The sequence below is a fragment of the Flavobacterium erciyesense genome (assembly GCF_018069925.1).
Classification (GTDB): domain Bacteria; phylum Bacteroidota; class Bacteroidia; order Flavobacteriales; family Flavobacteriaceae; genus Flavobacterium; species Flavobacterium erciyesense.
In genome coordinates this window covers 143,950-167,648 of sequence record NZ_JAGPXB010000005.1, presented here as the reverse complement: position 1 = coordinate 167,648, position 23,699 = coordinate 143,950, and the positions used below count along the sequence as shown (strand labels likewise).

At 34.9% G+C, this 23,699-nt stretch carries 27 protein-coding genes and 3 tRNA genes; 16 read left to right on the top strand and 14 right to left on the bottom strand.

Annotated elements, in window-relative coordinates; translation table 11 throughout:
• Positions 1–64 precede the first annotated feature (64 nt).
• From KBJ98_RS07665 to KBJ98_RS07655, 3 genes are all read right to left on the bottom strand, one after another.
• Positions 65–147 (bottom strand) — tRNA-Leu (locus tag KBJ98_RS07665).
• 42 nt (positions 148–189) lie between these two features.
• Positions 190–262, bottom strand: a tRNA-Lys gene (locus KBJ98_RS07660).
• 39 nt (positions 263–301) lie between these two features.
• A tRNA-Lys gene (locus tag KBJ98_RS07655) sits at positions 302–374 on the bottom strand.
• Between the two features lie 127 nt (positions 375–501).
• On the opposite strand from KBJ98_RS07655, the gene KBJ98_RS07650 reads away from it, so the two are divergent.
• On the top strand, positions 502–1,020 hold the full coding sequence (locus KBJ98_RS07650) for a shikimate kinase (protein WP_210789195.1): 519 nt from the start codon (positions 502–504) through the stop codon (positions 1,018–1,020).
• Here KBJ98_RS07650 and KBJ98_RS07645 read toward each other — a convergent pair.
• Together KBJ98_RS07645 and KBJ98_RS07640 are read right to left on the bottom strand one after the other, a co-directional pair.
• Complete coding sequence (locus KBJ98_RS07645; RefSeq protein WP_210789194.1) at positions 1,012–1,512, bottom strand: phosphoribosyltransferase family protein; 501 nt, start codon at positions 1,510–1,512, stop codon at positions 1,012–1,014. The two genes, KBJ98_RS07650 and KBJ98_RS07645, sit on opposite strands and share 9 nt — an antisense overlap.
• Positions 1,513–1,581: 69 nt before the next feature.
• Entirely contained in the window at positions 1,582–1,971 is a 390-nt protein-coding gene (locus KBJ98_RS07640; protein ID WP_210789193.1) for an RNA-binding S4 domain-containing protein, read from the bottom strand.
• Between the two features lie 80 nt (positions 1,972–2,051).
• Between KBJ98_RS07640 and KBJ98_RS07635 the strand changes: the two genes are divergently transcribed.
• Positions 2,052–3,044: an FKBP-type peptidyl-prolyl cis-trans isomerase gene (locus tag KBJ98_RS07635; protein WP_210789192.1), complete on the top strand. Its 993-nt coding sequence runs from the start codon at positions 2,052–2,054 to the stop codon at positions 3,042–3,044.
• A gap of 70 nt (positions 3,045–3,114) precedes the next feature.
• Here the strand turns inward: KBJ98_RS07635 and KBJ98_RS07630 are convergent, their stop codons facing one another.
• From KBJ98_RS07630 to KBJ98_RS07620, 3 genes are all read right to left on the bottom strand, one after another.
• Positions 3,115–4,068, bottom strand: a complete 954-nt coding sequence (locus KBJ98_RS07630; RefSeq protein ID WP_166137207.1) for a transketolase family protein — start codon at positions 4,066–4,068, stop codon at positions 3,115–3,117.
• A gap of 4 nt (positions 4,069–4,072) precedes the next feature.
• Positions 4,073–4,714, bottom strand: a complete 642-nt coding sequence (locus tag KBJ98_RS07625) for a hypothetical protein (protein WP_210789191.1) — start codon at positions 4,712–4,714, stop codon at positions 4,073–4,075.
• Between the two features lie 62 nt (positions 4,715–4,776).
• Positions 4,777–5,625 carry a transketolase gene (locus tag KBJ98_RS07620; protein ID WP_210789190.1) on the bottom strand — a complete coding sequence of 283 codons (849 nt, stop codon included), beginning with the start codon at positions 5,623–5,625 and terminating at the stop codon, positions 4,777–4,779.
• A 151-nt stretch (positions 5,626–5,776) separates the two neighbouring features.
• Between KBJ98_RS07620 and KBJ98_RS07615 the strand changes: the two genes are divergently transcribed.
• Together KBJ98_RS07615 and KBJ98_RS07610 are read left to right on the top strand one after the other, a co-directional pair.
• Positions 5,777–6,352: a Crp/Fnr family transcriptional regulator gene (locus KBJ98_RS07615; protein WP_210789189.1), complete on the top strand. Its 576-nt coding sequence runs from the start codon at positions 5,777–5,779 to the stop codon at positions 6,350–6,352.
• Positions 6,353–6,571: 219 nt separating this feature from the next.
• Positions 6,572–7,666: an alkene reductase gene (locus tag KBJ98_RS07610; protein WP_210789187.1), complete on the top strand. Its 1,095-nt coding sequence runs from the start codon at positions 6,572–6,574 to the stop codon at positions 7,664–7,666.
• Positions 7,667–7,780: 114 nt separating this feature from the next.
• Here KBJ98_RS07610 and KBJ98_RS07605 read toward each other — a convergent pair whose 3' ends face one another.
• The 4 genes from KBJ98_RS07605 to KBJ98_RS07590 form a co-directional block, all read right to left on the bottom strand.
• Positions 7,781–8,098 (bottom strand): rhodanese-like domain-containing protein, encoded by a 318-nt coding sequence (locus tag KBJ98_RS07605; protein ID WP_225899082.1) that lies wholly within the window; start codon positions 8,096–8,098, stop codon positions 7,781–7,783.
• 102 nt (positions 8,099–8,200) lie between these two features.
• The gene (gene uraH, locus KBJ98_RS07600; protein WP_210789185.1) at positions 8,201–8,608 is read right to left on the bottom strand and encodes a hydroxyisourate hydrolase; all 408 of its coding nucleotides are present in this window, start codon (positions 8,606–8,608) and stop codon (positions 8,201–8,203) included.
• 20 nt (positions 8,609–8,628) lie between these two features.
• Positions 8,629–9,171, bottom strand: a complete 543-nt coding sequence (locus tag KBJ98_RS07595; protein WP_210789182.1) for a GlcG/HbpS family heme-binding protein — start codon at positions 9,169–9,171, stop codon at positions 8,629–8,631.
• Between the two features lie 64 nt (positions 9,172–9,235).
• The gene (locus tag KBJ98_RS07590) at positions 9,236–9,805 is read right to left on the bottom strand and encodes a Crp/Fnr family transcriptional regulator (protein WP_210789180.1); all 570 of its coding nucleotides are present in this window, start codon (positions 9,803–9,805) and stop codon (positions 9,236–9,238) included.
• A 319-nt stretch (positions 9,806–10,124) separates the two neighbouring features.
• Between KBJ98_RS07590 and KBJ98_RS07585 the strand changes: the two genes are divergently transcribed.
• The 11 genes from KBJ98_RS07585 (at position 10,125) to KBJ98_RS07535 (ending at position 20,525) form a co-directional block, all read left to right on the top strand.
• Complete coding sequence (locus KBJ98_RS07585) at positions 10,125–10,502, top strand: hypothetical protein (protein WP_210789178.1); 378 nt, start codon at positions 10,125–10,127, stop codon at positions 10,500–10,502.
• A gap of 204 nt (positions 10,503–10,706) precedes the next feature.
• The gene (locus KBJ98_RS07580; RefSeq protein WP_317192487.1) at positions 10,707–11,549 is read left to right on the top strand and encodes an alpha/beta hydrolase; all 843 of its coding nucleotides are present in this window, start codon (positions 10,707–10,709) and stop codon (positions 11,547–11,549) included.
• A gap of 377 nt (positions 11,550–11,926) precedes the next feature.
• Positions 11,927–13,057, top strand: coding sequence for a tRNA guanosine(34) transglycosylase Tgt (gene tgt / locus KBJ98_RS07575; RefSeq protein WP_166137227.1), 1,131 nt, complete (start codon positions 11,927–11,929; stop codon positions 13,055–13,057).
• A gap of 76 nt (positions 13,058–13,133) precedes the next feature.
• Positions 13,134–14,222 carry an LptF/LptG family permease gene (locus KBJ98_RS07570; RefSeq protein WP_210789176.1) on the top strand — a complete coding sequence of 363 codons (1,089 nt, stop codon included), beginning with the start codon at positions 13,134–13,136 and terminating at the stop codon, positions 14,220–14,222.
• Positions 14,209–15,099, top strand: coding sequence for a DMT family transporter (locus KBJ98_RS07565; protein ID WP_210789175.1), 891 nt, complete (start codon positions 14,209–14,211; stop codon positions 15,097–15,099). Before KBJ98_RS07570 ends, KBJ98_RS07565 begins: the two co-directional genes overlap by 14 nt.
• Before the next feature lie 112 nt (positions 15,100–15,211).
• The gene (locus KBJ98_RS07560; RefSeq protein ID WP_210789174.1) at positions 15,212–16,165 is read left to right on the top strand and encodes an acetyl-CoA carboxylase carboxyltransferase subunit alpha; all 954 of its coding nucleotides are present in this window, start codon (positions 15,212–15,214) and stop codon (positions 16,163–16,165) included.
• A gap of 146 nt (positions 16,166–16,311) precedes the next feature.
• Complete coding sequence (dnaB, locus tag KBJ98_RS07555) at positions 16,312–17,856, top strand: replicative DNA helicase (protein WP_210789172.1); 1,545 nt, start codon at positions 16,312–16,314, stop codon at positions 17,854–17,856.
• Positions 17,857–18,025: 169 nt separating this feature from the next.
• Positions 18,026–18,421: a hypothetical protein gene (locus KBJ98_RS07550; protein WP_210789170.1), complete on the top strand. Its 396-nt coding sequence runs from the start codon at positions 18,026–18,028 to the stop codon at positions 18,419–18,421.
• A 2-nt stretch (positions 18,422–18,423) separates the two neighbouring features.
• Entirely contained in the window at positions 18,424–19,065 is a 642-nt protein-coding gene (locus KBJ98_RS07545; protein WP_210789168.1) for a hypothetical protein, read from the top strand.
• Positions 19,062–19,853: a sensor histidine kinase gene (locus tag KBJ98_RS07540; protein WP_210789166.1), complete on the top strand. Its 792-nt coding sequence runs from the start codon at positions 19,062–19,064 to the stop codon at positions 19,851–19,853. The genes KBJ98_RS07545 and KBJ98_RS07540 overlap by 4 nt, the downstream gene beginning before the upstream one ends.
• A gap of 3 nt (positions 19,854–19,856) precedes the next feature.
• Positions 19,857–20,525, top strand: a complete 669-nt coding sequence (locus tag KBJ98_RS07535; protein ID WP_210789164.1) for a response regulator transcription factor — start codon at positions 19,857–19,859, stop codon at positions 20,523–20,525.
• Positions 20,526–20,542: 17 nt separating this feature from the next.
• Here the strand turns inward: KBJ98_RS07535 and KBJ98_RS07530 are convergent, their stop codons facing one another.
• A complete protein-coding gene (locus KBJ98_RS07530) occupies positions 20,543–21,196 on the bottom strand; it encodes a DUF547 domain-containing protein (RefSeq protein WP_210789162.1) in 654 nt (217 codons plus the stop codon).
• A gap of 334 nt (positions 21,197–21,530) precedes the next feature.
• Here KBJ98_RS07530 and KBJ98_RS07525 point away from each other — a divergent pair, with 334 nt between their 5' ends.
• Positions 21,531–22,787, top strand: a complete 1,257-nt coding sequence (locus KBJ98_RS07525) for an asparagine synthetase B (RefSeq protein ID WP_394369368.1) — start codon at positions 21,531–21,533, stop codon at positions 22,785–22,787.
• A 76-nt stretch (positions 22,788–22,863) separates the two neighbouring features.
• Here KBJ98_RS07525 and KBJ98_RS07520 read toward each other — a convergent pair whose 3' ends face one another.
• Complete coding sequence (locus KBJ98_RS07520) at positions 22,864–23,670, bottom strand: endonuclease/exonuclease/phosphatase family protein (protein WP_210789158.1); 807 nt, start codon at positions 23,668–23,670, stop codon at positions 22,864–22,866.
• Positions 23,671–23,699 lie beyond the last annotated feature (29 nt).

The window sequence follows — 23,699 nt, the reverse complement described above, 5'->3', positions numbered from 1 at the left end:
TTCAAATTGGTTGACTAAATGTTGACTAAAACCTCTGTAAAGCCTCTAAAATAGGCTTTTAAAGTGACCACGGTGGGATTTGAACCCACACGCCCTTACGAGCACCACCCCCTCAAGATGGCAAGTCTACCGTTTCTCCACGTGGCCTAAAAAAAATAAAGGTCATTCGCCATGGCGAACAACCTTTTGTGACCCGACTGGGGCTCGAACCCAGGACCCCATCATTAAAAGTGATGTGCTCTACCGACTGAGCTATCGAGTCATTGCTTTCAAGAAAATTATGTGTTGATCACTAAATTTGTGACCCGACTGGGGCTCGAACCCAGGACCCCATCATTAAAAGTGATGTGCTCTACCGACTGAGCTATCGAGTCATATTCTTTCCTTGAATGCGGGTGCAAATATAAGAACTAATTTCGGATTATTGCAAGCATTTTTATTATAAATTTGTCTTTTTTAAACAAAAAAACACAACACCTTAATTTGTAAGGTTTTATTAAGATGAAAAAAATCATATTATTAGGCTATATGGGCTGCGGGAAGTCTACTATTGCTAAAAAATTGTCAAAAAGTATTCAGGTCCCTTTTGTAGATTTAGATGAAATGATCGAAAAAAAGCTCAATTTATCTGTAAATGCTATTTTTGAAAAGCACGGAGAAATCTATTTTCGTAAAATAGAACACGAAGTTTTTGTCGATTTGATGCAATCAACCGAGGAAATGATCATCGGTTTGGGCGGAGGAACGCCTTGTTATGCCAATAATCATGAATTTTTTAATGGAGAAAACGTTTTTTCGATCTATTTGAAAGCTTCGATTGAAACTTTATTTCAAAGATTGCATCAAAATAAAAGCAAACGACCACTTATAGCGAGTAAAAATGAAGAAGAAATGAGGGAGTTTATAGCAAAACATTTGTTCGATAGAAGTTTTTACTATAATCAAGCACAGTATAAAGTAGTGGTTGATGAAAAATCTATCGAACAAACGGTTGTCGAAATTATTGCCTTGTTAGCTTAAGTACGCGTAGTTGTCTCCGTTTTCGTCAAACACAACTTGTACGTGCTCGAAAAGTGAAGTAGAAAGTGATATGCCTTTGAAATCGGCTTTTACAGGGTACTTTTTGTGATTTCGATCTACCAATACCGCTGTTTTGAATTTTTTCAGTGGTACATCAATAAAGTGTTTTACAGCATATATCAGTGTAGTGCCTGAATTGAGAACATCATCTACTAAAACTAGTCCTTTATTAGCGTATTGTTCTTGCGTTATCGAGGTCTCAATAGGCGACTGCGGATGTTGTTTGTTTATTTGCACCTCGCAGATTGATACTTTGATAGGAGAAATGATTTCAAGTACTGCTGCAATTTTTTTGGCAAAAGTAAAACCGTTGCTTGCAATGCCGGCAATTACAATTTCCTGTTCATCTACAAAGGTTTCGTAGATTTGATAGGCAATTCGTTTTATTTTGTGTTCTATTTCTTGATTGTTCAAGATGATATTTTTGCTCATTATATAAAGTTGTTGTTTAGCAGTATTAAGTTGTGAAAATGATTTTTTTATTTGATGAAAAATTATGGTTTAATCCTCCTCATCATCAGTGATTATCTCGTTCCCAAATTCATCAATGTCACGACGATCTTTTTTGGTTGGTCTACCAGTTCCATTTTTACGGTAATGTTCCTTGGATAATTTCAGCAATTCTAAATGCTGAAAAGCTTCGGCAGGCGTATCATTGCGGCGGTACATATCAACTAATTTGGCGCCTACACGATTTTCAGGAATGTCAAGAACGGTTATAATTTGTGTTATTTGATCTTTTCTAAAGGTGATTTTATCGGTAGGAAAAACTTCCTTTGAGGCTTTGGCTACTTGGCCATTAACGGTAATATGGTTTTTTTTACAGGCCTCCGTTACCATGTTTCTGGTTTTATAATAACGAACACACCATAAATATTTATCTATTCTCATAATTTTTCTAAAATCAGCGTTAAATTGTTTACAAAAATCAATCAATATTGTATCTTGCGCACTTAAAAAATTTAGCTATAATGAACAAATTTAAGTATTATTTTATTTTATTAATTACAACAGTCTCTTTATTTTCATGTTCAAAAGATGAAGCGGCGGCATTGACTCCGCCAAAAGCTTATGCGGACCAATATGCCACTGAAAGTGTAGATATAGAAGATTACTTAAAAACATACTATATAGAGGATACAAATCCAGATGTACTCACTAAAATATCAAAAATACCTGCTGGAGGAACTCAAATACCAGTTTGGAATTATTTAAATAGTAGTTCTTTTCCAAAGCTATTGATGAAAAAAGTTACTGTTCATGATGTGGAATACAAATTGTATTATATTATGTTGCGTGAGGGGACAGGTCAGTCTCCAACCAGTACTGATGGCGTTTTAACTGCATACAGAGGAGAGTATTTGTCAAAAACTAAAGTAGGAGATGTGTCAACTTTAACATCAACTTTTTTTGAAGAAATAAACAATCAAGATTCCTTTTTTGTTTTACCGACATTAACTGCTAAATGGGGTAATTATTTGCCTGAATTTAAAACTGGGAATTACAGTTCAAATCCTGATGGTACTATTTCTTACAGTAATTACGGAGCAGGTGTAATGATTATTCCATCAGCATTGGCATATTATGCTGGTGGTGCTAATTCAATTCCACCTTACGCTCCCTTAGTATTTAGTTTTAAATTGTATGAAATTAGTAGAAGTGATACTGATGGAGATGGTGTTTTGGATGTCAACGAGGATCTAGATGGAGATGGATACATGTTTAATTATGCCAACAAAATAGATTATCCTACATTTCCTGTGGATGCTATTCGGTTTGCAGATGATACAGATAAAGATGGTATTCCTAATTATTTAGATACTGATGATGATGGCGATGGTGTAAGTACACGAACTGAAATTACAGTTAACGGCAAGTTAATTCCTTTTGCTGACATTCCTAGTTGTGATGGTAATGTCACCAATCCAGCAAGAATAAAAAGGCATTTGGTTAAATGTAACTAGAAATTAAAAGGCATAAAAAAACCAGATTGCTAAGGCAGTCTGGTTTTTTTTATGGAATAAATCGAAAAGATTATTTTCTTTTCATTACTCTTTCTACTGCTTCGATAATGGCTTGATCGTTCAGTTTGTATTTCTCCATTAATTGTTCTGGCGTTCCTGATTCACCAAAGCTGTCATTTACCGCAACAAATTCTTGTGGAGCCGGACTGTTTAAAGCCAATACTCTAGAGATGCTTTCGCCAAGACCACCTAAAATATTGTGTTCTTCAGCAGTAACAATACATTTTGTTTTTGCTAAAGAATTCAAAATTGCTTCTTCATCTAATGGCTTGATAGTGTGAATGTTGATTACCTCTGCAGAAATTCCTTTTTCTTCAAGAGCTTCAGCAGCTTGCAACGCTTCCCAAACCAAATGTCCTGTAGCTACAATCGTCACATCAGATCCTTCTGTAAGGGTGATTGCTTTACCAATTACGAACGGTTCGTCAGCTGGCATAAAGTTAGGCACAACCGGACGACCAAAACGCAAGTAAGCCGGTCCGTTATGATCAGCAAGTGCTAAAGTAGCCGCTTTGGTTTGGTTGTAATCACATGTGTTAATTACAGTCATTCCAGGTAGCATTTTCATCAACCCGATATCTTCAAGGATTTGGTGTGTTGCTCCGTCTTCTCCTAGAGTTAATCCAGCATGTGATGCACAAATTTTTACATTTTTTTCAGAGTACGCAACTGATTGACGAATTTGATCGTACACTCTTCCTGTAGAAAAGTTAGCAAAAGTTCCAGTAAAAGGAATTTTTCCTCCTACGGTTAATCCTGCTGCAATTCCGATCATGTTCGCCTCTGCGATTCCGATTTGGAAAAAACGCTCTGGATGGTTTTTCTTAAAATCGTCAAATTTTAAAGAACCAATTAAATCGGCACAAAGTGCTACTACATTTTCGTTTTTTTGACCTAATTCAGTCATTCCCGCTCCAAAACCTGAGCGAGTATCTTTACTTCCTGTATTTGTATATTTTTTCATTTTCTTAATTTCTTAATTTAATGTCTTGTTTATTTAGTGATAAAAGAACATTAACTTCTTTATTTTGAATCAGTTCAGTGTTGGTCTTAATGCCGTTGAAATAATCTATTTCAACAATAGTAGGTAAATAATTTTCAGGTAATTCTATCTTCTTACAAAAAATAAAGTGACCGAAAAACGGCTTTATTATTAGTGAAAAAACTGGTATTCCAGATTTAATAGCTTTTATGTTTGAACTTTGAATCGCCTTCTTTTTTTTACTATTCTTGAATTTTAGAACTTTAAAATTAGTTGATGCACTATCTAGCTGTTTTTCTTTTACCTCAATTATGTTTTTATTATCGTAACATGGTATCTTATTTGGTTTTTCAAAAGAGGAGTCGATATAATCGAACTGAACAGCGTTTGCAACATTTTTCAATGAATAATGGTGCCTGATATTCTTGTTAGTATCAAAAACACTACCTGAAATTTCATTTGTAAAACTACTTCCAAAAAAATGATATGAACTGTTTTTAGAGTTGATCATAAAAATAGAGGTCCGACCCATATTGTCTTTGTATTCAATAAATCTATCAAATGTAAACGATTGACAAAGCACGTTTTGATAAATGAGAATTACGATAATCAAGATACTTTTTTTCACTGTTCTATTTTGATTTTTATCTCTAATCTACTGAATACTAATTTCTGGCAACTAAACGTTTTTTAATAATCACCTAAAGTTTCTGGATTTTGCCCTAAAGCAATTTCTAATTGCGTATCATTTGGCGCTTTTCCATGCCATGCATGACTGTACATCATAAAATCGACACCGTTACCCATTTCTGTGTGTAACAATACGCAAACTGGTTTTCCTTTTCCAGTTCTTGATTTGGCATCGTTCATACCAGCAATAATAGCCTCGATATCGTTTCCTTTTTCGATTTCTAAAACATCCCAATCAAAAGCTTCAAATTTAGCACGGATACTTCCCATAGCTAAAACTTCGTCAGTAGTTCCATCAATTTGTTTTCCGTTTAAATCGATTGTTGCAATTAAGTTATCTACTTTTTTAGCAGATGCGTACATGATAGCTTCCCAGTTTTGACCTTCTTGTAATTCACCATCACCGTGAAGGGTGTAGATGATATGATTGTCACCATTCAGCTTTTTAGCTTGAGCAGCACCAATCCCTACAGATAATCCTTGACCTAAAGAACCAGATGCAATACGTACTCCTGGAAGATGGTCGTGTGTAGTTGGGTGACCTTGTAATCTAGAATTGATCAAACGGAAAGTAGCTAATTCAGCAACTGGAAAATAACCGCTTCGGGCCAATACACTGTACAATACAGGTGAGATATGACCATTAGAAAGAAAGAAAAGATCTTCACCTATTCCGTCCATTTCAAAACCTTCTTTGCGATCCATTATGTTTTGGTACAATACGACAAGAAATTCAGCACAACCTAAGGAACCACCTGGGTGTCCTGAGTTGACTGCGTGTACCATGCGAAGAATATCTCTTCTAACTTGGATTGTTAAATCCTTTAATTGTTGTGTGTTTGGTTTCATTTGTGTGTTAAATTAGACTCGGCAAATATAATCAGATAATTTGATTAATATTAGGTTCCATTTTTAGATTTATCATTAGTTATCAAGGTTGAATTGTTATTAGTTGTAAATGCTACGCTACTGTTTTTATAGTATTTTGTAACTTGCAAACATGTTTGATCAATTGTTTAAAAGTATTCAAGAAAAAGTAGCTTTGAGTGAAGCAGAGCGCGAGTTGTGTAAAACTTATTTTGTACCTAAAAGAGTTTTAAAAAAAGAAATGCTACAAGTTTCTGGCGGAATTTGTCAATATAATATTTTTGTTGAAAAAGGAGTACTTCGATCCTTTTATGTCGATGAAAAAGGCAATGAACATACGATTCAATTTGCAGTCGAAGGCTGGTGGATTACTGATTTAGCTAGTTTTTTAACCCAAAGCTCTTCTATTTACACGATTCAGGCGCTTGAGGATTCAGAGGTATTATTACTAACTTCAGCCACTCGTGAGGTTTTAATGGAGCAAGTGCCTTTATTTGAAAGATACCAGCGTTTGCTTTTGCAAAATGCCTACGTTGCCAATCAAGAGCGCATTAACAGTGTGCTGACTGCATCCGTCGAGGAGAAATACGTTCAATTGCTTCATCGATACCCAAACATTGTTCAAAGAGTTCCGCAACACATGATAGCTTCTTATTTGGGTTGTACTCCGGCCACACTTAGTAGGGTTAGGAGAAAAATTAGCAGCTAAAAAATTTTATATCTATGTCGTTTCTTGTCCTAGGTCAACGAAATAAGTTGTGGTCCTGATTTACCTTTGTACGATAAAGAAAGGAGATAGAACTTTTATTTAAACTGACGTGCATCAAGAAAATAATGTGTGTCTGTTTAATTTCTTCTCTTACTTACCGTTTTACTGCATGATTTGAATTTATGTGGTGGCGGTTTTAATTATCTAAAAAAAAATCAAATGAGTAAATCAATTTTATTTCAGCCTTACACTTTAGGAAATAGTGTTTTAAATAATCGAATGGTGATGGCACCTATGACTCGCAGCCGTTCTAATAATGAAGGAAACGTTCCTACAGCACTTACAGCAGAATATTATGCACAAAGAGCAACAGCAGGTTTAATAGTTTCTGAAGGAACTTTTGTAAGTACCAAAGCAGTTGGTTTTATTAATGTACCAGGAATTTATAGTGAAGCGCAAACCGAAGGATGGAAGCTGGTTACCAATGCGGTACACGAAAAAGGAGGGACTATTTTTGCACAATTATGGCATACAGGTCGCATGTCGCATCCAGATTTGCACAACGGTGAATTGCCGCATGCGCCATCGGCATTGAATCCTTTTGCGCAAGCGTACACCAAAGATGGTTTTCAAGATACCGTAGTGCCAAAGGAAATGACAATCGAAGACATCAAACAAACTGTTTTAGATTTCAAAAATGGAGCGAAAAATGCAATTGCTGCAGGATTTGATGGTGTTGAATTGCATGCTGCTAATGGCTATTTGTTGCAACAATTTTTTAATGGTTATTCCAATCATCGTACCGATGAATACGGCGGATCTATTGAAAACAAATCAAAAATCCTTTTTGAGATTCTAGATGCTTTGAAAGAAGTTATCGACTATTCAAAAGTGGGAGTGCGTTTGAATCCTTCCTTGCATAATGCGCAAGGGATGATGTTGGATGAAGAAACAATTCCGACCTACGAGTACATTATCAACAAATTAAATGACTACGGATTAGCGTATGTTCACTTAACGGAACCTTTTACAGATGTATCTGAAGTGCCTTTTGCAGTAACTGAAGTAGCCAAACACTTCAGACCGTTGTACAAAGGAACTTTGATTATTAACAAAGGTTTCAATAAGGAAACAGGAATGAAAGTGTTAGAAGATGGTGATGCTGATTTGGTAGCTTATGGCGTTCCTTTTATTGCAAATCCTGATTTGGTAGCACGATATGAAACGGATGCGCCTTTGAACACACCTGATCCAACTACATTTTACACCGATACAGTAAAAGGATATACAGATTATCCAGCTTTGAATGACTAAGTCTTTTGATTATTGAAAAAATTGATTTAGACGAATCAATAAAATGCAAAAGCCCGCAAGTAGCGGGCTTTTACATTTTATTATTTCAATTGAAAATAATCATCATTTTAAATATTACTCAGCTTGTGCTTGCATAAAATTTACATCCAGCCAAGAACCGCCGTTATAACATTCAATTCCCTGCGCAGTTAGTAATACTTGTGCTTGACTGCTTCTGTTACCAGAGGCACAAAACAATACTAATGGTGTTTTAAGTTCTTGGATTTCCTGTATTCTATGTGGTATTTCTTGAAGCGGGATATTTAAAGACCCAGCAACATGACCTCCAGTAAATTCTGCATAAGAGCGCACGTCAATTAAGGTTCCTCTTTTTTCTTTAATAATTTGAGCTATTTTCATTGGGATTATTTTTGTTTCGAATCTAAAATTCATTGTTACAAAAATAAAGCTTTATCGGTAACATTTTATTCAAACAGAAGAGTAGCGTTTGAAATTTTTAAATACTGCTAAAGATATTGATCATGCTTCTTACACTTAGTTGCCACGATATGTGGAATAACCAAAGCTTGAAAGGGTGATAGGAACATGGTAATGGTTTGCATCTTTGATTTGGAATACCACTTCGATAAAAGGATAAAAACTTGCTGTTTTTTTAGTTTTAAAATAATCGTCAACTAAAAATCGAAGTTTATAGATTCCGTTGTTACTTTCTTTGTTAGGTAAAAAATCGGTTATACGTCCGTTTTTATCCGTAATTTTCTCAGTGACATACGACCAAACTTTTGTAGGTTCATCGTATTTTTCTAATACCACTGGAACACCTACTGCGGGATTTCCTGTTGAAATATCTAGGATATGACTAGATAGTTGATAGTTGTTATTTTGTGCGTAGGTTGCTGTTGCTGCAACTAGAAATAGAAAACTAAAAAGTAAATTTTTCATTTTTTTTATTTTTATGTGAATTAATATGTAGTGATTTGAGCACTTGGTATTGCTCCTGATTTAGCGATAAAATCGTCATTTTCTGGACTTCCTCCGCCGGCAATTCCTATGCTTCCTATGACTTGCCCGTTGTACCAAAGCGGATAGCCGCCTGCCAGTAATAACAGTTCAGGAAGTGATGTTAAATTTTGCGTATCGGGATTATTTCGAGCGTTTCTAGAAAGTAATAATGTGGGTGTTTTAGTTGATAGTGCGGTGTACGCTTTTCGTCTTGCGGCTTCCGTATTGTGTGGGCCAACCTCTTCGCCTCGAGTAATCATCAAGGTTTGTCCTGAATGGTCAAGGATGGCAATAGTAACATTTTTTTGTAAACCCGTTGCAGCTTTTCTTGCATTTTCAGTAATAGCAACGGCCGCTTTAAGTGTTAATTGTTTAACTGTTTTAGTAAACTGTTGTTCCTGCTGCAAAGGCAGTTGGTTACCCGCAGGGTTAGTTGGCGATTTGTTTTGTGCTGCTGCAAATATTGGGATTAGCAGTGCATATAAAAAAGCGGTTGTTTTCATAATTAATTTTTTGTCAAAATTAAAAATGAGCGACGTTATAAAGATTGTCCTATGTCAACATTTTTTAGAGTTTGGATTTGATGCGGCTTAATGTTGATGGCGTAATCCCTAAATAGGAGGCAGCCATTTTATTGGACACACGTAATAAAAATTGAGGTTGATTAGCAATAATCCATTGCACTTTTTCTAAAGCATTAAATCCTTGAAAGCCATAGATTCGTTTTTGAGCAGTTATAAAACCCAACTCTAGAATTTCTCTGTAAATCATTTCAAAAGCAGGAATGGTGTCTACTAATTGATAAAAATCAGTTCTAGAAATAACAAGTAGATCCGATTTTTCTATGGTTTGCAAGTACTCAAAAGTGGGTTTTTGATCAATAAAACTAGGCAATGCCGTTCCGAAACTTCCTTCAAAAGCAAAAAAGCGAGAGGTTTCTATCCCTTCTTTATTGATGGTAAAAAGGCGAATGCATCCTTTGTTTACAAAATAATAGTGTTGGCAAATATCGTCGTAGCGTACTAAAATTTCATTTCGTTTTGTTTTTAAAGCAGAAAAACGGGAACAAATGAGATCCAATTGTTCTTTTTCTATTGCAGCTCTGCTTTGGATATAACGAATTAGTGAGTCGTACATCGCACAAATAGTAGTTTTTTAATGAGCTAGTAAAGATACAAACAATTCCCGTTTTTAGAGTCTTGTTTGTTGCTGTGTTACTGAAGTACCTATAAAAAAATGGTATTTTATTTGACAACTAATTAACTACTTTACCGCTTTAAAATTGAATTTTTTAGAACTGTTTCTGTGAAATAAGAATTTGGACTTCAATTTTTAGAGAGCATAAGACTTTGTTAAATGCAACTTTATTAAATGTAGATGGGCTACCTTTATAAGAATACTAATAATCAGCAAAATACAGCTGATGCAAAAGGTGTTATAACTTAAATAAATAATCATGTCACAGAACAGCAAAAAGCAATTTGGAGTGTGGATGGATTCCCATCACGCTACCATTGTAGGAAGAGAAAATGTAGATTCCGGAGATTTTTTAGTACTAGGTCATGAAACCGTTGACGGACAAGGCTACAATACCAGTGAAAATGCCGCTAACAATGCCGAGAGAGATCAGCTGCGAAAACTATTTAAAAGCATTACCGCTCACATGCAAAACGTAGATGAATTGCACGTAACAGGAACAGGAACTGCTCAGGAGCAATTTATAAATTTTTTGAATGAAACTCCACAGTACAAAAATGTAGTAGCTACAGAAAGCACTTCAAATAAAATGTCAGATCAAAGTTTAGTTGAGTACGTGACAGCGCAATTTAATTAATCTAAATAATTCTTATTTGATTGTCATTTGTTAATCAAAAGCTTCATTAAAAACGGTTCGTATCCTTGATATTGACCGTTTTTTTTGATTTACAATGTGCCAAAGGAGAAAATTACTTTAAGTCTACAGGCATTGTTGGGTCAATTTTAGAGACTTGCTAATGGCTACGATTTTTTTAAATAGTATATTCGTAAAAAAAAATACATGATGCGTTTGTTTAAAATCCCTACTGTTTTAATATCGGTTTTTCTGATAACGAGTTGTGCCTCCAAAAAGACTTCTAATATTGTTTACCAACCAACTACGGTTGAAAATGCGACTATAGCGCCCAAGCTCAATATTTTTGTTCCTCAAAAAGTAAATAAAGCAGGAGCTAAAGTTTTGATTTTTGTACATGGTGGAAATTGGAATAGCGGGCGTAAGGAAACTTATAATTTATTAGGTCGTAATTTTGCCAAAAGAGGAATTATAACCGTTATACCTGATTATACGCTGAGTCCTAAGGTAAACTATGATGTTATGGCCCAGCAAATTGCAACTGCGATTGAGTGGACTAAAAAGAATATTAGTCAGTACAACGGCAATGCGAACCAGATTTTTGTAACCGGACATTCTGCAGGTGGGCATCTTGGTGCCTTGGCGGTTATGAATCCTAAATATGGTGTGCAACCTAAGAGTGTTGCTGGAATTATTTTAAACGATGCGGCTGGACTCGATATGAAAAACTATCTCGAGAAATATCCTCCTACCAATCAAGACGATTATTTAGCCACTTGGACTTCCGATCCTGAGCAATGGAAAGCAGCTTCGCCAATTTATTATGTTAATGCCCAAACGCCGCCAGTTTTATTGTATGTTGGTACAAAAACCTATCCCTCTATTATTGAGGGAACCCAACGTTTTGAAAAAGCCATCAAAGTTTTTCAACCTGAGGTGCAAACCATTCGTTTGAGGAAAAAGCATGTTCCGATGGTGGTACAATATTTTAAACCTTGGAGCGCTAGATTTGAAGAAATGATTCGTTTTATGGATAGTGTGACTCAATAAGCAATTCCTCGTTTTGCAGCTATTTTGTGCTGTAAACAGTTTTTTTTGCGCGAGGGATAGCAGTGGAAATCCTTTTTTAGAGAACAGCGAATAGCTGTGCGCTAAAAAAGATTGCAACGAATAGCCCGACCCCAAATGTAACGCTAGTGAAATGGGGTCGCGCCCAAAGAAATATGGTGTTTGATGCTACTGTAGTTCACAAAATGAGTATGTAAACGGCTTGGAATATTTTTTTTGATGCGGATTTCTATTTAACCTATCTTTGCCAGCCGAACAAACGGGTGAAATAGGTTCGCACGAAAGGCGTTACGCAGGCTGATTTTGTTAAAGAAAGTCTTTGTGGAAGGTTTAGGCGACTGAAAAAATAGAAGTACCAGATGAAATTTGATTTATTAAAAAAAGATCCGCTATCCAAAGCTAGAGCGGGAAGTATAACTACTGATCATGGGGTGATTGAGACCCCAATTTTTATGCCTGTAGGTACGGTAGCCTCTGTAAAAGGAGTGCATCAGCGTGAATTAAAAAACGATATCAATCCAGATATTATTCTGGGAAATACCTATCACTTATACTTGCGTCCGCAAACTGAAATTCTCGAAAAAGCAGGCGGATTGCACAAATTCATGAATTGGGACCGTAATATTTTGACCGATTCTGGTGGATATCAAGTGTATTCGTTATCAGCAAATCGTAAAATTAAAGAAGAAGGGGTAAAGTTTAAATCGCATATTGACGGTTCGTACCACTTTTTTACGCCAGAGAATGTAATGGAAATTCAGCGTACTATTGGTGCTGATATTATCATGGCTTTTGATGAGTGTACGCCTTATCCTTGTGATTATCGTTACGCACAACGCTCTATGAAAATGACGCACAGGTGGTTGGATAGATGTATTAGTCATTTGGATAAATTACCTTTTAAATACGGGTACGAGCAAACTTTTTTCCCAATTGTTCAAGGTAGTACGTATAAGGATTTGCGTATGCAATCAGCAGAGTATATTGCCAATTCAAATCAACAAGGAAATGCCATTGGAGGTTTATCAGTAGGAGAACCTGCTGAGGAAATGTATGCCATGACCGAAGTGGTTTGCGAAATTTTACCAGAAGACAAACCAAGGTATTTAATGGGTGTAGGTACGCCAATAAATATTCTAGAAAATATTGCGTTAGGAGTTGATATGTTTGACTGTGTGATGCCTACTCGTAACGCGAGAAACGGAATGTTGTTTACAGCCAACGGTACCATCAATATTAAAAATAAAAAGTGGGAAGCCGATTTTTCGCCACTTGATGAAATGGGAATCACTTTCGTGGATACGGAGTATACCAAAGCTTATTTGCGTCATTTGTTTGCTGCCAACGAATACTTGGGTAAACAAATTGCTACAATACATAACCTTGGTTTTTATATGTGGTTGGTTCGTGAGGCTAGAAAGCATATTTTAGCTGGCGATTTCAAGCCATGGAAAGAAATGATGGTGAAAAACATGAGTCAACGTTTGTAAAAAAAATGTTTAAGGTTTCAAGTTTAACGTTCTAGCGCTTACTTTAAACCTGAAACTTTAAACTTTAAACAAAAACATGCTTACAATAATAGACAAGTACATCCTGAAAAGATATTTGGCCACGTTTGTGGTCATGTTGTTGCTGTTTATCCCAATCGGAATCGTGGTTGACGTATCTGAAAAGATTAATAAATTACTCGAAAACAAGGTTCCGTTTGCAGATATAGCACTTTACTATTACAACTTTACGGTGTACTTTGCTAACTCGCTATTTCCTATCTTTTTGTTTTTGTCGGTGATTTGGTTTACGTCAAAATTGGCTAATGATACTGAGATTATTGCTATTTTGAGTTCCGGAATTTCATTTACTCGTTTTTTACGACCGTATTTGATTGGCGCTTCTATTGTGTCGGTTTTTGTTTTGTTGATGGGTTTTTACGTAGTGCCATCAGCAAGTGAAGGGTTTAATAATTTTAGGTACACTTACTTAAAAGGAAATGGTAAAGAGGCCATGCGTGGCGATAATACTGATGTATACCGCCAATTGAATGACAATGAGTTTATTTACGTAAACAGCTTTAATACCGAAACCAAAACAGCCTACAATTTTACACTTGAAAAATTCAAGAATGATAAGTTGCTGCACAAAATAACCGCAACGAGAATTACTTGGAATCCAAAGGACAGTACCTATACATTATACGATTACACCAAACGAACCGTAGGCAAATTAAGTGATGTTATTGTGAAGTTACCTGAAAAAAAAGCCACTTTTGCTTTTGATTTAGAAGATTTAACTCCTGTTGTTTATATTGCAGAGACCTTAAATTTGGGCAAATTGAATGCTTTTATTGCCAAAGAACGAGAACGTGGCTCATCGAATATCAATGTGTATTTGGTGGTGTTGTACAAAAAATACAGTATTCCTGTTTCAGCTTTTATCTTAACCATTATAGCCGTTGCGGTTTCGTCAATGAAACGTAGAGGCGGTATGGGGACCAATTTAGCAATAGGTATTGCACTAGCATTTGCCTTTGTATTTTTTGATAAAATATTTGGTGTACTGGCCGAAAAATCGAGTATCCCGCCATTACTAGCCGTTTGGTTGCCAAATATTGCTTTTGGAATTTTAGCCATTTACTTATTACGAAATGCAAAACGATAATTTAAAAAGTTACTTAAACCTTCATTTAATTGTATTTATTTGGGGTTTTACGGCCATTTTAGGCGCATTGATTACCATTCAATCGGATGCTTTGGTTTGGTTTAGAATGTTTTTTGCCGGACTGTTTTTGGCACTTTTTATAGTGGCTACCAAAAAATCGTTTCGTGTGCCTTTACGATCTTTCTTCAAACTACTTTTTGTAGGGTTGCTAATTGCCTTGCATTGGATTTTCTTTTTTCAAGCTATAAAAGTTTCAAACGTGTCCATTACGCTTTCTGTATTTTCTTTGGGAGCCTTTTTTGCGTCCCTATTAGAACCACTTTTTTATGGACGTAAAGTACTCTGGTACGAGGTGTTTTTTGGATTAATAATTATCGCTGGTTTGGCTTTGATCATGCAAGTTGAGGTAAATTATATCAACGGAATGTTGTTTGCCTTAGCTTCAATTGTATTGGGCGTTTTATTTACCCTCAGTAACGGAAAGCTAATTGCGAAGCACGATCCCGCTGTAATTTCGTTTTATGAATTTGTAGCTGGCGTTTTCTTTATTTCGATCTATTTGTTGTACCAAGGCGTTTTTACTGCTGACTTTTTTACGTTAACTACCAAAAATTGGGTGCTAATTTTAGTTTTGGCTTCAGTATGTACTGCCTATGCTTTTACAGCTTCGGTCAAAGTGATGCAAAAACTTACTCCTTACACGGTTATGTTAACCACTAATTTAGAGCCTGTGTACGGAATTGTATTAGCTTATTTTATCCTGGGCGGAAAAGAAAAAATGAGTTTCGAGTTTTATGTTGGTGCTGTGATTATAGTACTTACTGTGTTGTTAAATGGGGTAATCAAACATTATCAAAAAGCAAAAATTAAGGAATAGTAACCTATTCAAATCATTCAAAAAAATATACATTAACACAATAATTACCTTTTCGAACGATTTAAAATTTTATATTTGCGGTTCGAAATAAAAACAAAAACGCAAAAATCCTATGGAATATTTAGATTTTGAGCTTCCTATAAAAGAGTTAGAAGAGCAGTTAGAGAAATGTCTTATCATTGGTACAGAATCAGATGTTGACGTTACAAATACCTGTAAACAAATCAACAAAAAACTAGAAGAAACCAAAAAAAATATTTACAAAAATCTTACAGCTTGGCAACGTGTTCAGCTGTCTAGACATCCAAATAGACCTTATGTTTTAGAGCATATCACTAATCTTACGAAAGGTACATTTTTGGAACTTTTTGGGGATAGAGCATTTAAAGATGATAAAGCCATGATAGGTGGTTTAGGCCAAATAAACGGGCAATCATTTATGTTTGTTGGTCAACAAAAAGGGATCAATACTAAAATGCGTCAGTTTCGTAATTTCGGGATGGCAAATCCTGAAGGTTACAGAAAAGCATTGCGCTTGATGAAAATGGCTGAAAAATTTGGTATTCCAGTTGTTACCCTAATTGATACTCCCGGTGCTTATCCAGGGCTTGAGGCTGAAGAGCGTGGACAAGGAGAAGCTATTGCGAGAAACATTTTTGAGATGGTTAACTTGAAAGTGCCAATTATTACTGTCATTGTGGGTGAAGGAGCATCAGGTGGTGCACTAGGAATAGGAGTGGGAGATAGAGTTTACATGATGGAAAACACTTGGTACTCTGTTATTTCACCTGAATCTTGTTCTTCAATTTTATGGAAAAGTTGGGAGTACAAAGAACAAGCTGCTGAGGCTTTGAAATTGACATCAGCCGATATGAAAAAACAAAAATTAGTTGACGATATCATTCCAGAACCTCTTGGAGGAGCGCACTACGATAGAGAAACTACGTTTAAAACCGTAGAGCAATACATCTTGAAAGGTTATAATGAGCTGAAAGACTTATCAACAGCTGATTTAATTGCGCAAAGAATGGAGAAATACAGCAAAATGGGAGAGTACAAGGAATAAGCACTCCAAACTTATATTTACCTAACCGTCTCGTACTGCTATGAGACGGTTTTTTTTGGGGTTATAAACAAAAAATAGTTACTTATGAACATTTATTTGTAATAACTCCGGCTTAATCTTTTTTTAAATTTTGTTACTTTCGTGCTATGGAAAACTTCAGAAACATCAATCCAGTGAAGGTTGATAAATCGACAATTATAAGCCTAGAAAAAGGAAAATTACAACCTCAAGTTATTGAATTAGAGGAGGCTGTACTTGGCGCCATGATGATTGATAAAAAAGGTGTAGATGATGTTATTGATATTCTGCAACCTGATGCTTTTTACAAAGAAGCACACAAGCATATTTTTGAAGCAATCACCCAATTGTTTACTGATACGCAACCTATTGATTTGTTGACTGTATCGGCACAATTAAAAAAGAATGCCAAATTGGAGCTCGCTGGTGGCGATTTGTATTTAATTCAACTGACTCAAAAAATATCATCTTCGGCACACATTGAATTTCACTCGCGAATCATTTTGCAAAAATTCATTCAGCGTAGTTTGATTCGAATTTCTACTGAAATTATCGAAGACTCTTACGATGAAACTACAGATGTATTTGATTTATTAGACAGAGCAGAATCTAAACTATACGAAGTAACGCAAGGAAATATCAAACGTAGTTCTGAAACAGCGCAAAGTTTGGTTTTACAAGCTAAAAAGCGAATCGAAGAAATTGCTGGTCAAGAAGGCTTGAGTGGTGTAGCCACTGGTTTTGACAAATTAGATAAGGTGACTTCTGGTTGGCAGCCAAGTGATTTAATTATCATTGCTGCGAGACCTGCGATGGGAAAAACGGCATTCGTATTGTCTATGGCTCGTAATATGGCAATCGATTTTAAAATGCCTGTAGCCTTGTTTTCTTTGGAGATGGCATCGGTACAGTTGATTACACGTTTGATATCTTCAGAAACTGGTTTGTCTTCAGAAAAATTGCGTACCGGAAAATTAGAAAAACACGAGTGGGAGCAGTTGAGTACTAAGGTTAAAAATTTGGAGAAAGCGCCCCTTTTTATAGATGATACACCTTCATTATCGATTTTTGATTTGCGTGCAAAAGCAAGACGTTTGGTTTCGCAACACGGAATTCGAATCATCATTGTCGATTATTTGCAATTAATGACTGCTGGTGGTAGCGGAAAAGGAGGAGGAAATCGAGAGCAAGAGATTTCGACGATTTCTCGAAACTTGAAGGCATTAGCAAAAGAATTAAATGTGCCAGTAATTGCACTTTCGCAATTGTCTCGTGCCGTTGAAACTCGTGGTTCAAGTAAAAGACCATTGCTTTCTGACCTTCGTGAATCTGGAGCGATTGAGCAAGATGCCGATATTGTATCGTTCTTATACCGTCCGGAATATTATAAAATTGATGAATGGGATGATGACGAAGCAGCGCCAACAGCGGGTCAAGCCGAAATTATGATTGCCAAGCACCGTAATGGTAGTATCGAGAACGTTCGTTTGAAATTCTTAGGACACCTAGGTAAATTTGATAACTTGGAAGATTACAGCGGAGGTTATGATGATTTGCCTTCAAGTATGAATCAAGAAGATAATCCTTTTATTACTAAAAATTTACCATCAGCAAATGAGGCTTTTGGTAGTAATTTCAATGATGATGATGATGATAGTGATGTTCCGTTTTAATTAAAGTAGTCGAAAAAAGTATTTGCATGATATAAAAGCCTAAATTTCAAAAAGTTTAGGCTTTTTTAGTAAATTGTAATATCGTATTCTTTTTGTTAAAATAATAAAAAAATGGTAGTTTAGCCTATCATTTTCTTGAATCAAATTAAGCAACCTAATTCTTTCAATAATGGAAAAACAAACCAATTCAAAAGAAAGTATAACGAGTAAAAAACCAAATTCAATTTCATTAAAAACTGCTCAAAAATGGGCCAAACGTTGGTCTAAAAAAGAAGGTGATTATAACAAACACCATCGGTTAAATGCATTTTTAATTCCAAAGGAAGACTTACTTGAAGTTTTGGCCGAGGGTGTTGATGCGGTAAGAGCTTATATTGGAGTTGATGACAACAATGTAGAAAAATTAATGATCGTAGGTACTAAGTTTGATGCAGCAACAAATACATACGTTGACATGATTACTGTTGGTGTTGATGGTGTTACCCAAGGAGAAGACGATATTTATGATTTTACCAGACCCTGTCCAACTGTATGTGATGAAAGTAGTCCATTATTACAAAAATAGAAATGATTACAATTCTCGCATACACAGGATATTTTGTTTTATTACTTAATCTAATTCTTTTTTCTACTCAATTTTTTAAAGAAACCAAGGCCTATAAAATCTTTACAATTTATCTCGCGCTCTCCTGTATTATTCAAGTGTGGGCTGAAATTTTAATTTTGCAAAAGAGTAGTAATTTATTCCTTTCTCATTTTTATTTTATAGGACAATTCATCTTGTTAAGTGGGTTTTACAAGCAAATATTAAAACAAGATGGTATGCAAAATAAAATTGTAACAGCTTGTTTCGTAGTTGTTTTATTGATTTTAGGCGTGCAATTTGCTTCTGATAACACTTTGTTTTTTAGGTTCAATTTATTAGAAATTGTAATTACTTCAATTGTATTAGTTGTGTTGGCAAGTTTTCATTTTTATAATTTACTGAATGAAAAAAAAGAATTTTATTACGTGAACATTGGGATTCTAGTTTATTTATTAGGAAGTACCATTTTATTTCTTGTAGGTAATTTAATGACGTCGTTGAGTGCAGAATTTAATAAAATACCATGGGTTTTGAATAGTTTTATGTATCTTTTGTATCAAATAATTATTTTGATCGATTGGAAAAGAAGATTTTCATACAACGAAATTAAGAGCGAATTATGAAACCAAACACCCTTGCTGAAAATGAAATAATAGAGATTATTATCTATAGTTGCGTTACATTTATTCTGATGGGAATTGTGTTGGTCTTGTTTTTTTATTTTTCAAGAAAGAAAATTATTCAAAAAGAGCTTGAGAAAAAAGATCTAGAAATTCAATATCAAAAAGAGCTATTGACTGCTGTAATTCTTACACAAGAAGAGGAGAGGAAACGTATTGCACAAGATTTACATGATGATATAAGTTCTAAATTGAACATTGTTTCTTTGAATAGTCATTTGCTTAACACCCCCAAATTATCAGAATTACAAGTCAAGGAAATCACAACTACCATTATTGATTTAACAGGTAAAGCACTTGATAATTCGCGAAAAATAGCTCATAACTTACTGCCTCCAGTTTTGGAGAAATTTGGTTTGCAAGCAGGAATCGAAGAGCTCTGTGAGGAGTTCAGTAGTAGTAAGGCAGTTAAAGTGAATTTTACCTGCAATACTAGTTTTGATCTTGCCGAAAATGATAGACATTTACATGTTTTTAGGATTCTGCAAGAATTAATGAATAATTCTTTGCGTCATGGTAAAGCAACCGAAATTAATCTTGTATTAGATGAAAAAAACGGCAAAAAACACGGTTTTTATACTGATAATGGAGTCGGTTTCGATCAAAAAATATTTGAGAATCAAAAAGGTCTAGGAATGAAAAACATCGAGAGCCGAGTGACTTTTTTGAATGGGAATTTGAAGTTGCAATCAGGAATTAATGAAGGAGTCAAAGTAAATTTTAATTTTTAGAAAATGAAAAACGTTGTAAAAATTGCGCTTGTAGATGATGAAATTTTATTTCGCAAAGGAATATTATTTTTACTAGACCGCGAAGAAAATATTAACGTTGTTTTTGAAGCGGCGAACGGACAAGAACTCCTAGATGCTTTACATGATGAAAATGTTAATGTGCCTGATATCATTATTATGGATCTTAAAATGCCCGAAATAAATGGAGTCGAGGCTACTAAAATTATTCATACTTCTTTTCCAGATATAAAAATAATAGCACTGACAAGTTACCAAACCAAATCTTTTATAGCGAACATGATTGCAGTAGGAGCTGTGGCTTATTTAATTAAAAACGCCACTCCGCAAGAGCTTTTGCTTACTATAAATGAGGTTGCTGAAAAAGGTTTTTATTATACAGAGGATGTCTTAAAAATTATTCAAGAAGATAGTTTGAATTCTAAAAAAATGAAATCTGTTTTTGATGCTAATTTTTTGACGGCTCGTGAAATTGAGGTTTTAGGACTAATTTGCGCACAAAAAAGTACAGCAGAAATTGCTGAAATACTTTTTATAAGTCCCAGAACTGTTGAAGGGCATCGCAATAATTTACTTTTAAAAACAGAATCTAAAAACAGTGCAGGTTTAGTAGTTTTTGCGGTGCAGAACGACCTAATGCTCTTTGACTTATAAAAAAAATTTCATTTATATTACGTGAATTTTTTATATCGCAAGCTGTGTTTTTGTAAGTCTCTGTTTAAAATTAATTGCAGTATATTTTTGATACTACCAAAGCCACCAAAATCACCTGCATATTGGCGTAAAAAAGAAGGTGTAAAAAGTATATTTTGTGCTGTGTCTTCTTGAGTTTGCTCTTGTAAGAGGGTAATAGCAGTTTTTTTTAGCTGCGTGTGTAAGATTTCGGCATCATAGATTATCGTTCCGCCGGAATTTGTTTTGATTTTTTGTAAAGCAAAATGCACATTGTAATTCAATTGCTCTACGGCCATATTTTTAATGAAGGAAGAGTAAAAAGGATTTTTTAAATACCCAAAACCTATATTTAGTTTTGTTTTTCTTAAAATACCGTGTTCGATATCATGCAAAGAAAGCACTGATCGAGCTACTTTTATCTTTTTTAATTTATGGTGCTGTTTATTTTGTGCTATTTCATTTTGTTGTAATAGGTAAAAAGCATTGTATAAGTTGAGCCAAAATACAATTTTTAAACAATCGTTTGTAAGGCTATTTTGAAGATTTGAGGCTCGAATATAAAACAGTTGTCTGCGATGCGCACTAGTATCGCCTCCTTTTTGAGCAATCGAAAGCATTTCTTGGGCGATATTGACGTGGTAATTTTTCAAAAGAAAAAGTGTTTATTGAATTAGGTTATTGGCTTAAAAACCGGAAGCACAAAATATAGAAAAATAGTATACACCCAATTAGGACTATAATTCCTAATTTTTTTAATAATGTCAACATTTTAAATGGTGAGTTGTTTGGGTTTGGTATCATTATTAAGGTTCTCATAGTTTTGGTTTTAACTACTTGCGAATTTAGCACTACACTAGAAACCATTTGTACGTGTTTTTACGTGATTTGAAGTAAATTTAACATGCGGAGTCATTTTATAGTTAAAATTAGATTTACTATTCTCCTTAGTTTCTATCTTTGAAATATCAAAAAAAATATCCTATGATGCAGCGACTTCTTTTTTTAGCGGTAGTGTTCCTTTCGATACAGGCAAAAGCCTCTTTTATTTTGTTGCCAATGGATGAAACTTCGCAAAAAAATCATCTTAAAGCTTATGGAATCACGTTTTGGTGTATCGATAAAAGTTACAAAGCTAGCTGGCTTTTAAATTACCGAGGCGGATCTTTCTTATTACCTGATGCCGATGAAATTAGAAAAGAATGCCAAATTCGAGGAGTTAGTTTTGAAGTACTTTCAGATGATGAGCAACAAACAATCTTGAACGAGATAAACAGTCCGTCCCAAAATATGGAAGCTGTTCTCTTAGAAAAAGCTCCAAAAATTGCGGTTTACACCCCAAAAGGCAAACAACCGTGGGATGATGCCGTAACACTCGTGCTTACCTATGCCGAAATTCCTTTTACAGCTATATATGACTCGGAGGTTTTGACAGACCAATTGCTTTTGTATGATTGGCTACACTTACATCACGAAGATTTTACGGGACAATATGGTAAGTTTTATGGTGCGTACAAAAATACACCTTGGTACATTGAGCAAAAAAAAGAAGCTGAAACCTTAGCCTCCTCTTTAGGGTATGCAAAAGTATCAAACGAAAAAGGAGCAGTTGCAAAAAAAATTAGAGATTTTGTAATTGGTGGAGGATTTATGTTTGCGATGTGTTCAGCAACTGACAGCTTCGATATTGCATTGGCAGCTGATGGATTAGACATTTGCGAAACTATGTTTGATGGTGATGCGAGTGAGGCCAATTACCAATCAAAATTGAATTATACGAGCGCTTTCGCTTTTAAGGATTTTACTTTAGAGCGTAAACCGGAACAATATGAGTTTTCAGATATTGACATGACTTCTAAACGCCGTATTCCGATGGATAAAGACTATTTTACTTTAATGGAATTTTCGGCAAAATGGGATCCTATCCCAAGTATGTTATGTCAAAATCATACACAGTTAGTAAAAGGATTTATGGGGCAAACCACTGCTTATGATTCTAATTTAATAAAGTCTAATGTTTTGGTCATGGGAGCTTGTGAACTCAATAACGAAGCACGCTATATTCATGGGCAAAAAGGCAAAGGAATGTTTACTTTTTACGGAGGTCATGATCCTGAAGATTACCAACATCAAGTGGGTGATGCGCCAACGGTTCTCGATTTGCATCCCAATTCTCCTGGTTTCAGATTAATTTTGAACAATGTTTTATTTCCCGCAGCAAAGAAAAAGAAGTTAAAAACCTAAAGCAATTCGGTTAATAATCTAAATCTTTTATAATGTTGTACAAAGTGTAAAACAGGTAAAGATTTTTTTTTAAAAATTAGAGCAACGAAAATTGAAACCAAATAGGAATGTGGTCTGAAATTTTTCTTGCCTCAAGTAACGTAGTGAAACTTATATAAAAAGGCACTACGCCTTTTTGATCTACTTTTATCTTTACTTTGTTGTAAAAAATGTTGTCAAATTCTGATGCCAAACAATTTCCTGCAATACATTTCTTTTTTAACGAAGTTTTTTGGCCTTTAAAAACTGGTTCATATCCCATTTTTTTTAAAGGATTAAATACGCTGTGAGATTGTGGGCAATTAAAATCGCCTATGAATATCAAGTTTAGATTTGGGTATTGCTCGGGTAATAATTTAAAAAATTTGATTTCTGTTTCGGGTTGACGTTGCTTGGTGATGGCATGAAAATTTACCAAAGTAAAGGTTTTATTCCCGTTTCTGAATGTACAGTAAAAAGGTTCTCTATCAATTTCTTTATTGAATTTTTTTTCAAGCCAAGCATTTCCTAGCTTCCTAACTTTTGATGCTTGCCAAATAAAAGCATAACGTTCGGTTTTATAAGCACTACTGCTTGTAGGATCGCTTACTACATAATCCCATTGCTTCCCTTTTCGATTGAGGTCGTCAACGAGTTGAGCAACAGCTTGTGCTCCTCCGGGTCCTGCAACCACCTCTTGGATAGCAATTATATCAAAATCTTTTACGGTATTGACTATAAAAAGTATTTCGTTTGCAGATTTTGACTTACCAAGGTTTTCAATATTCCAAGAGGCTACTTTTAGTTGAGCAAAAGTGTAAAATGAAATAAAAAATAGCAGCAATAGAGGTATAAATCTTTTCAAACCGTTAAATGGTACTATAGATTGTCAAT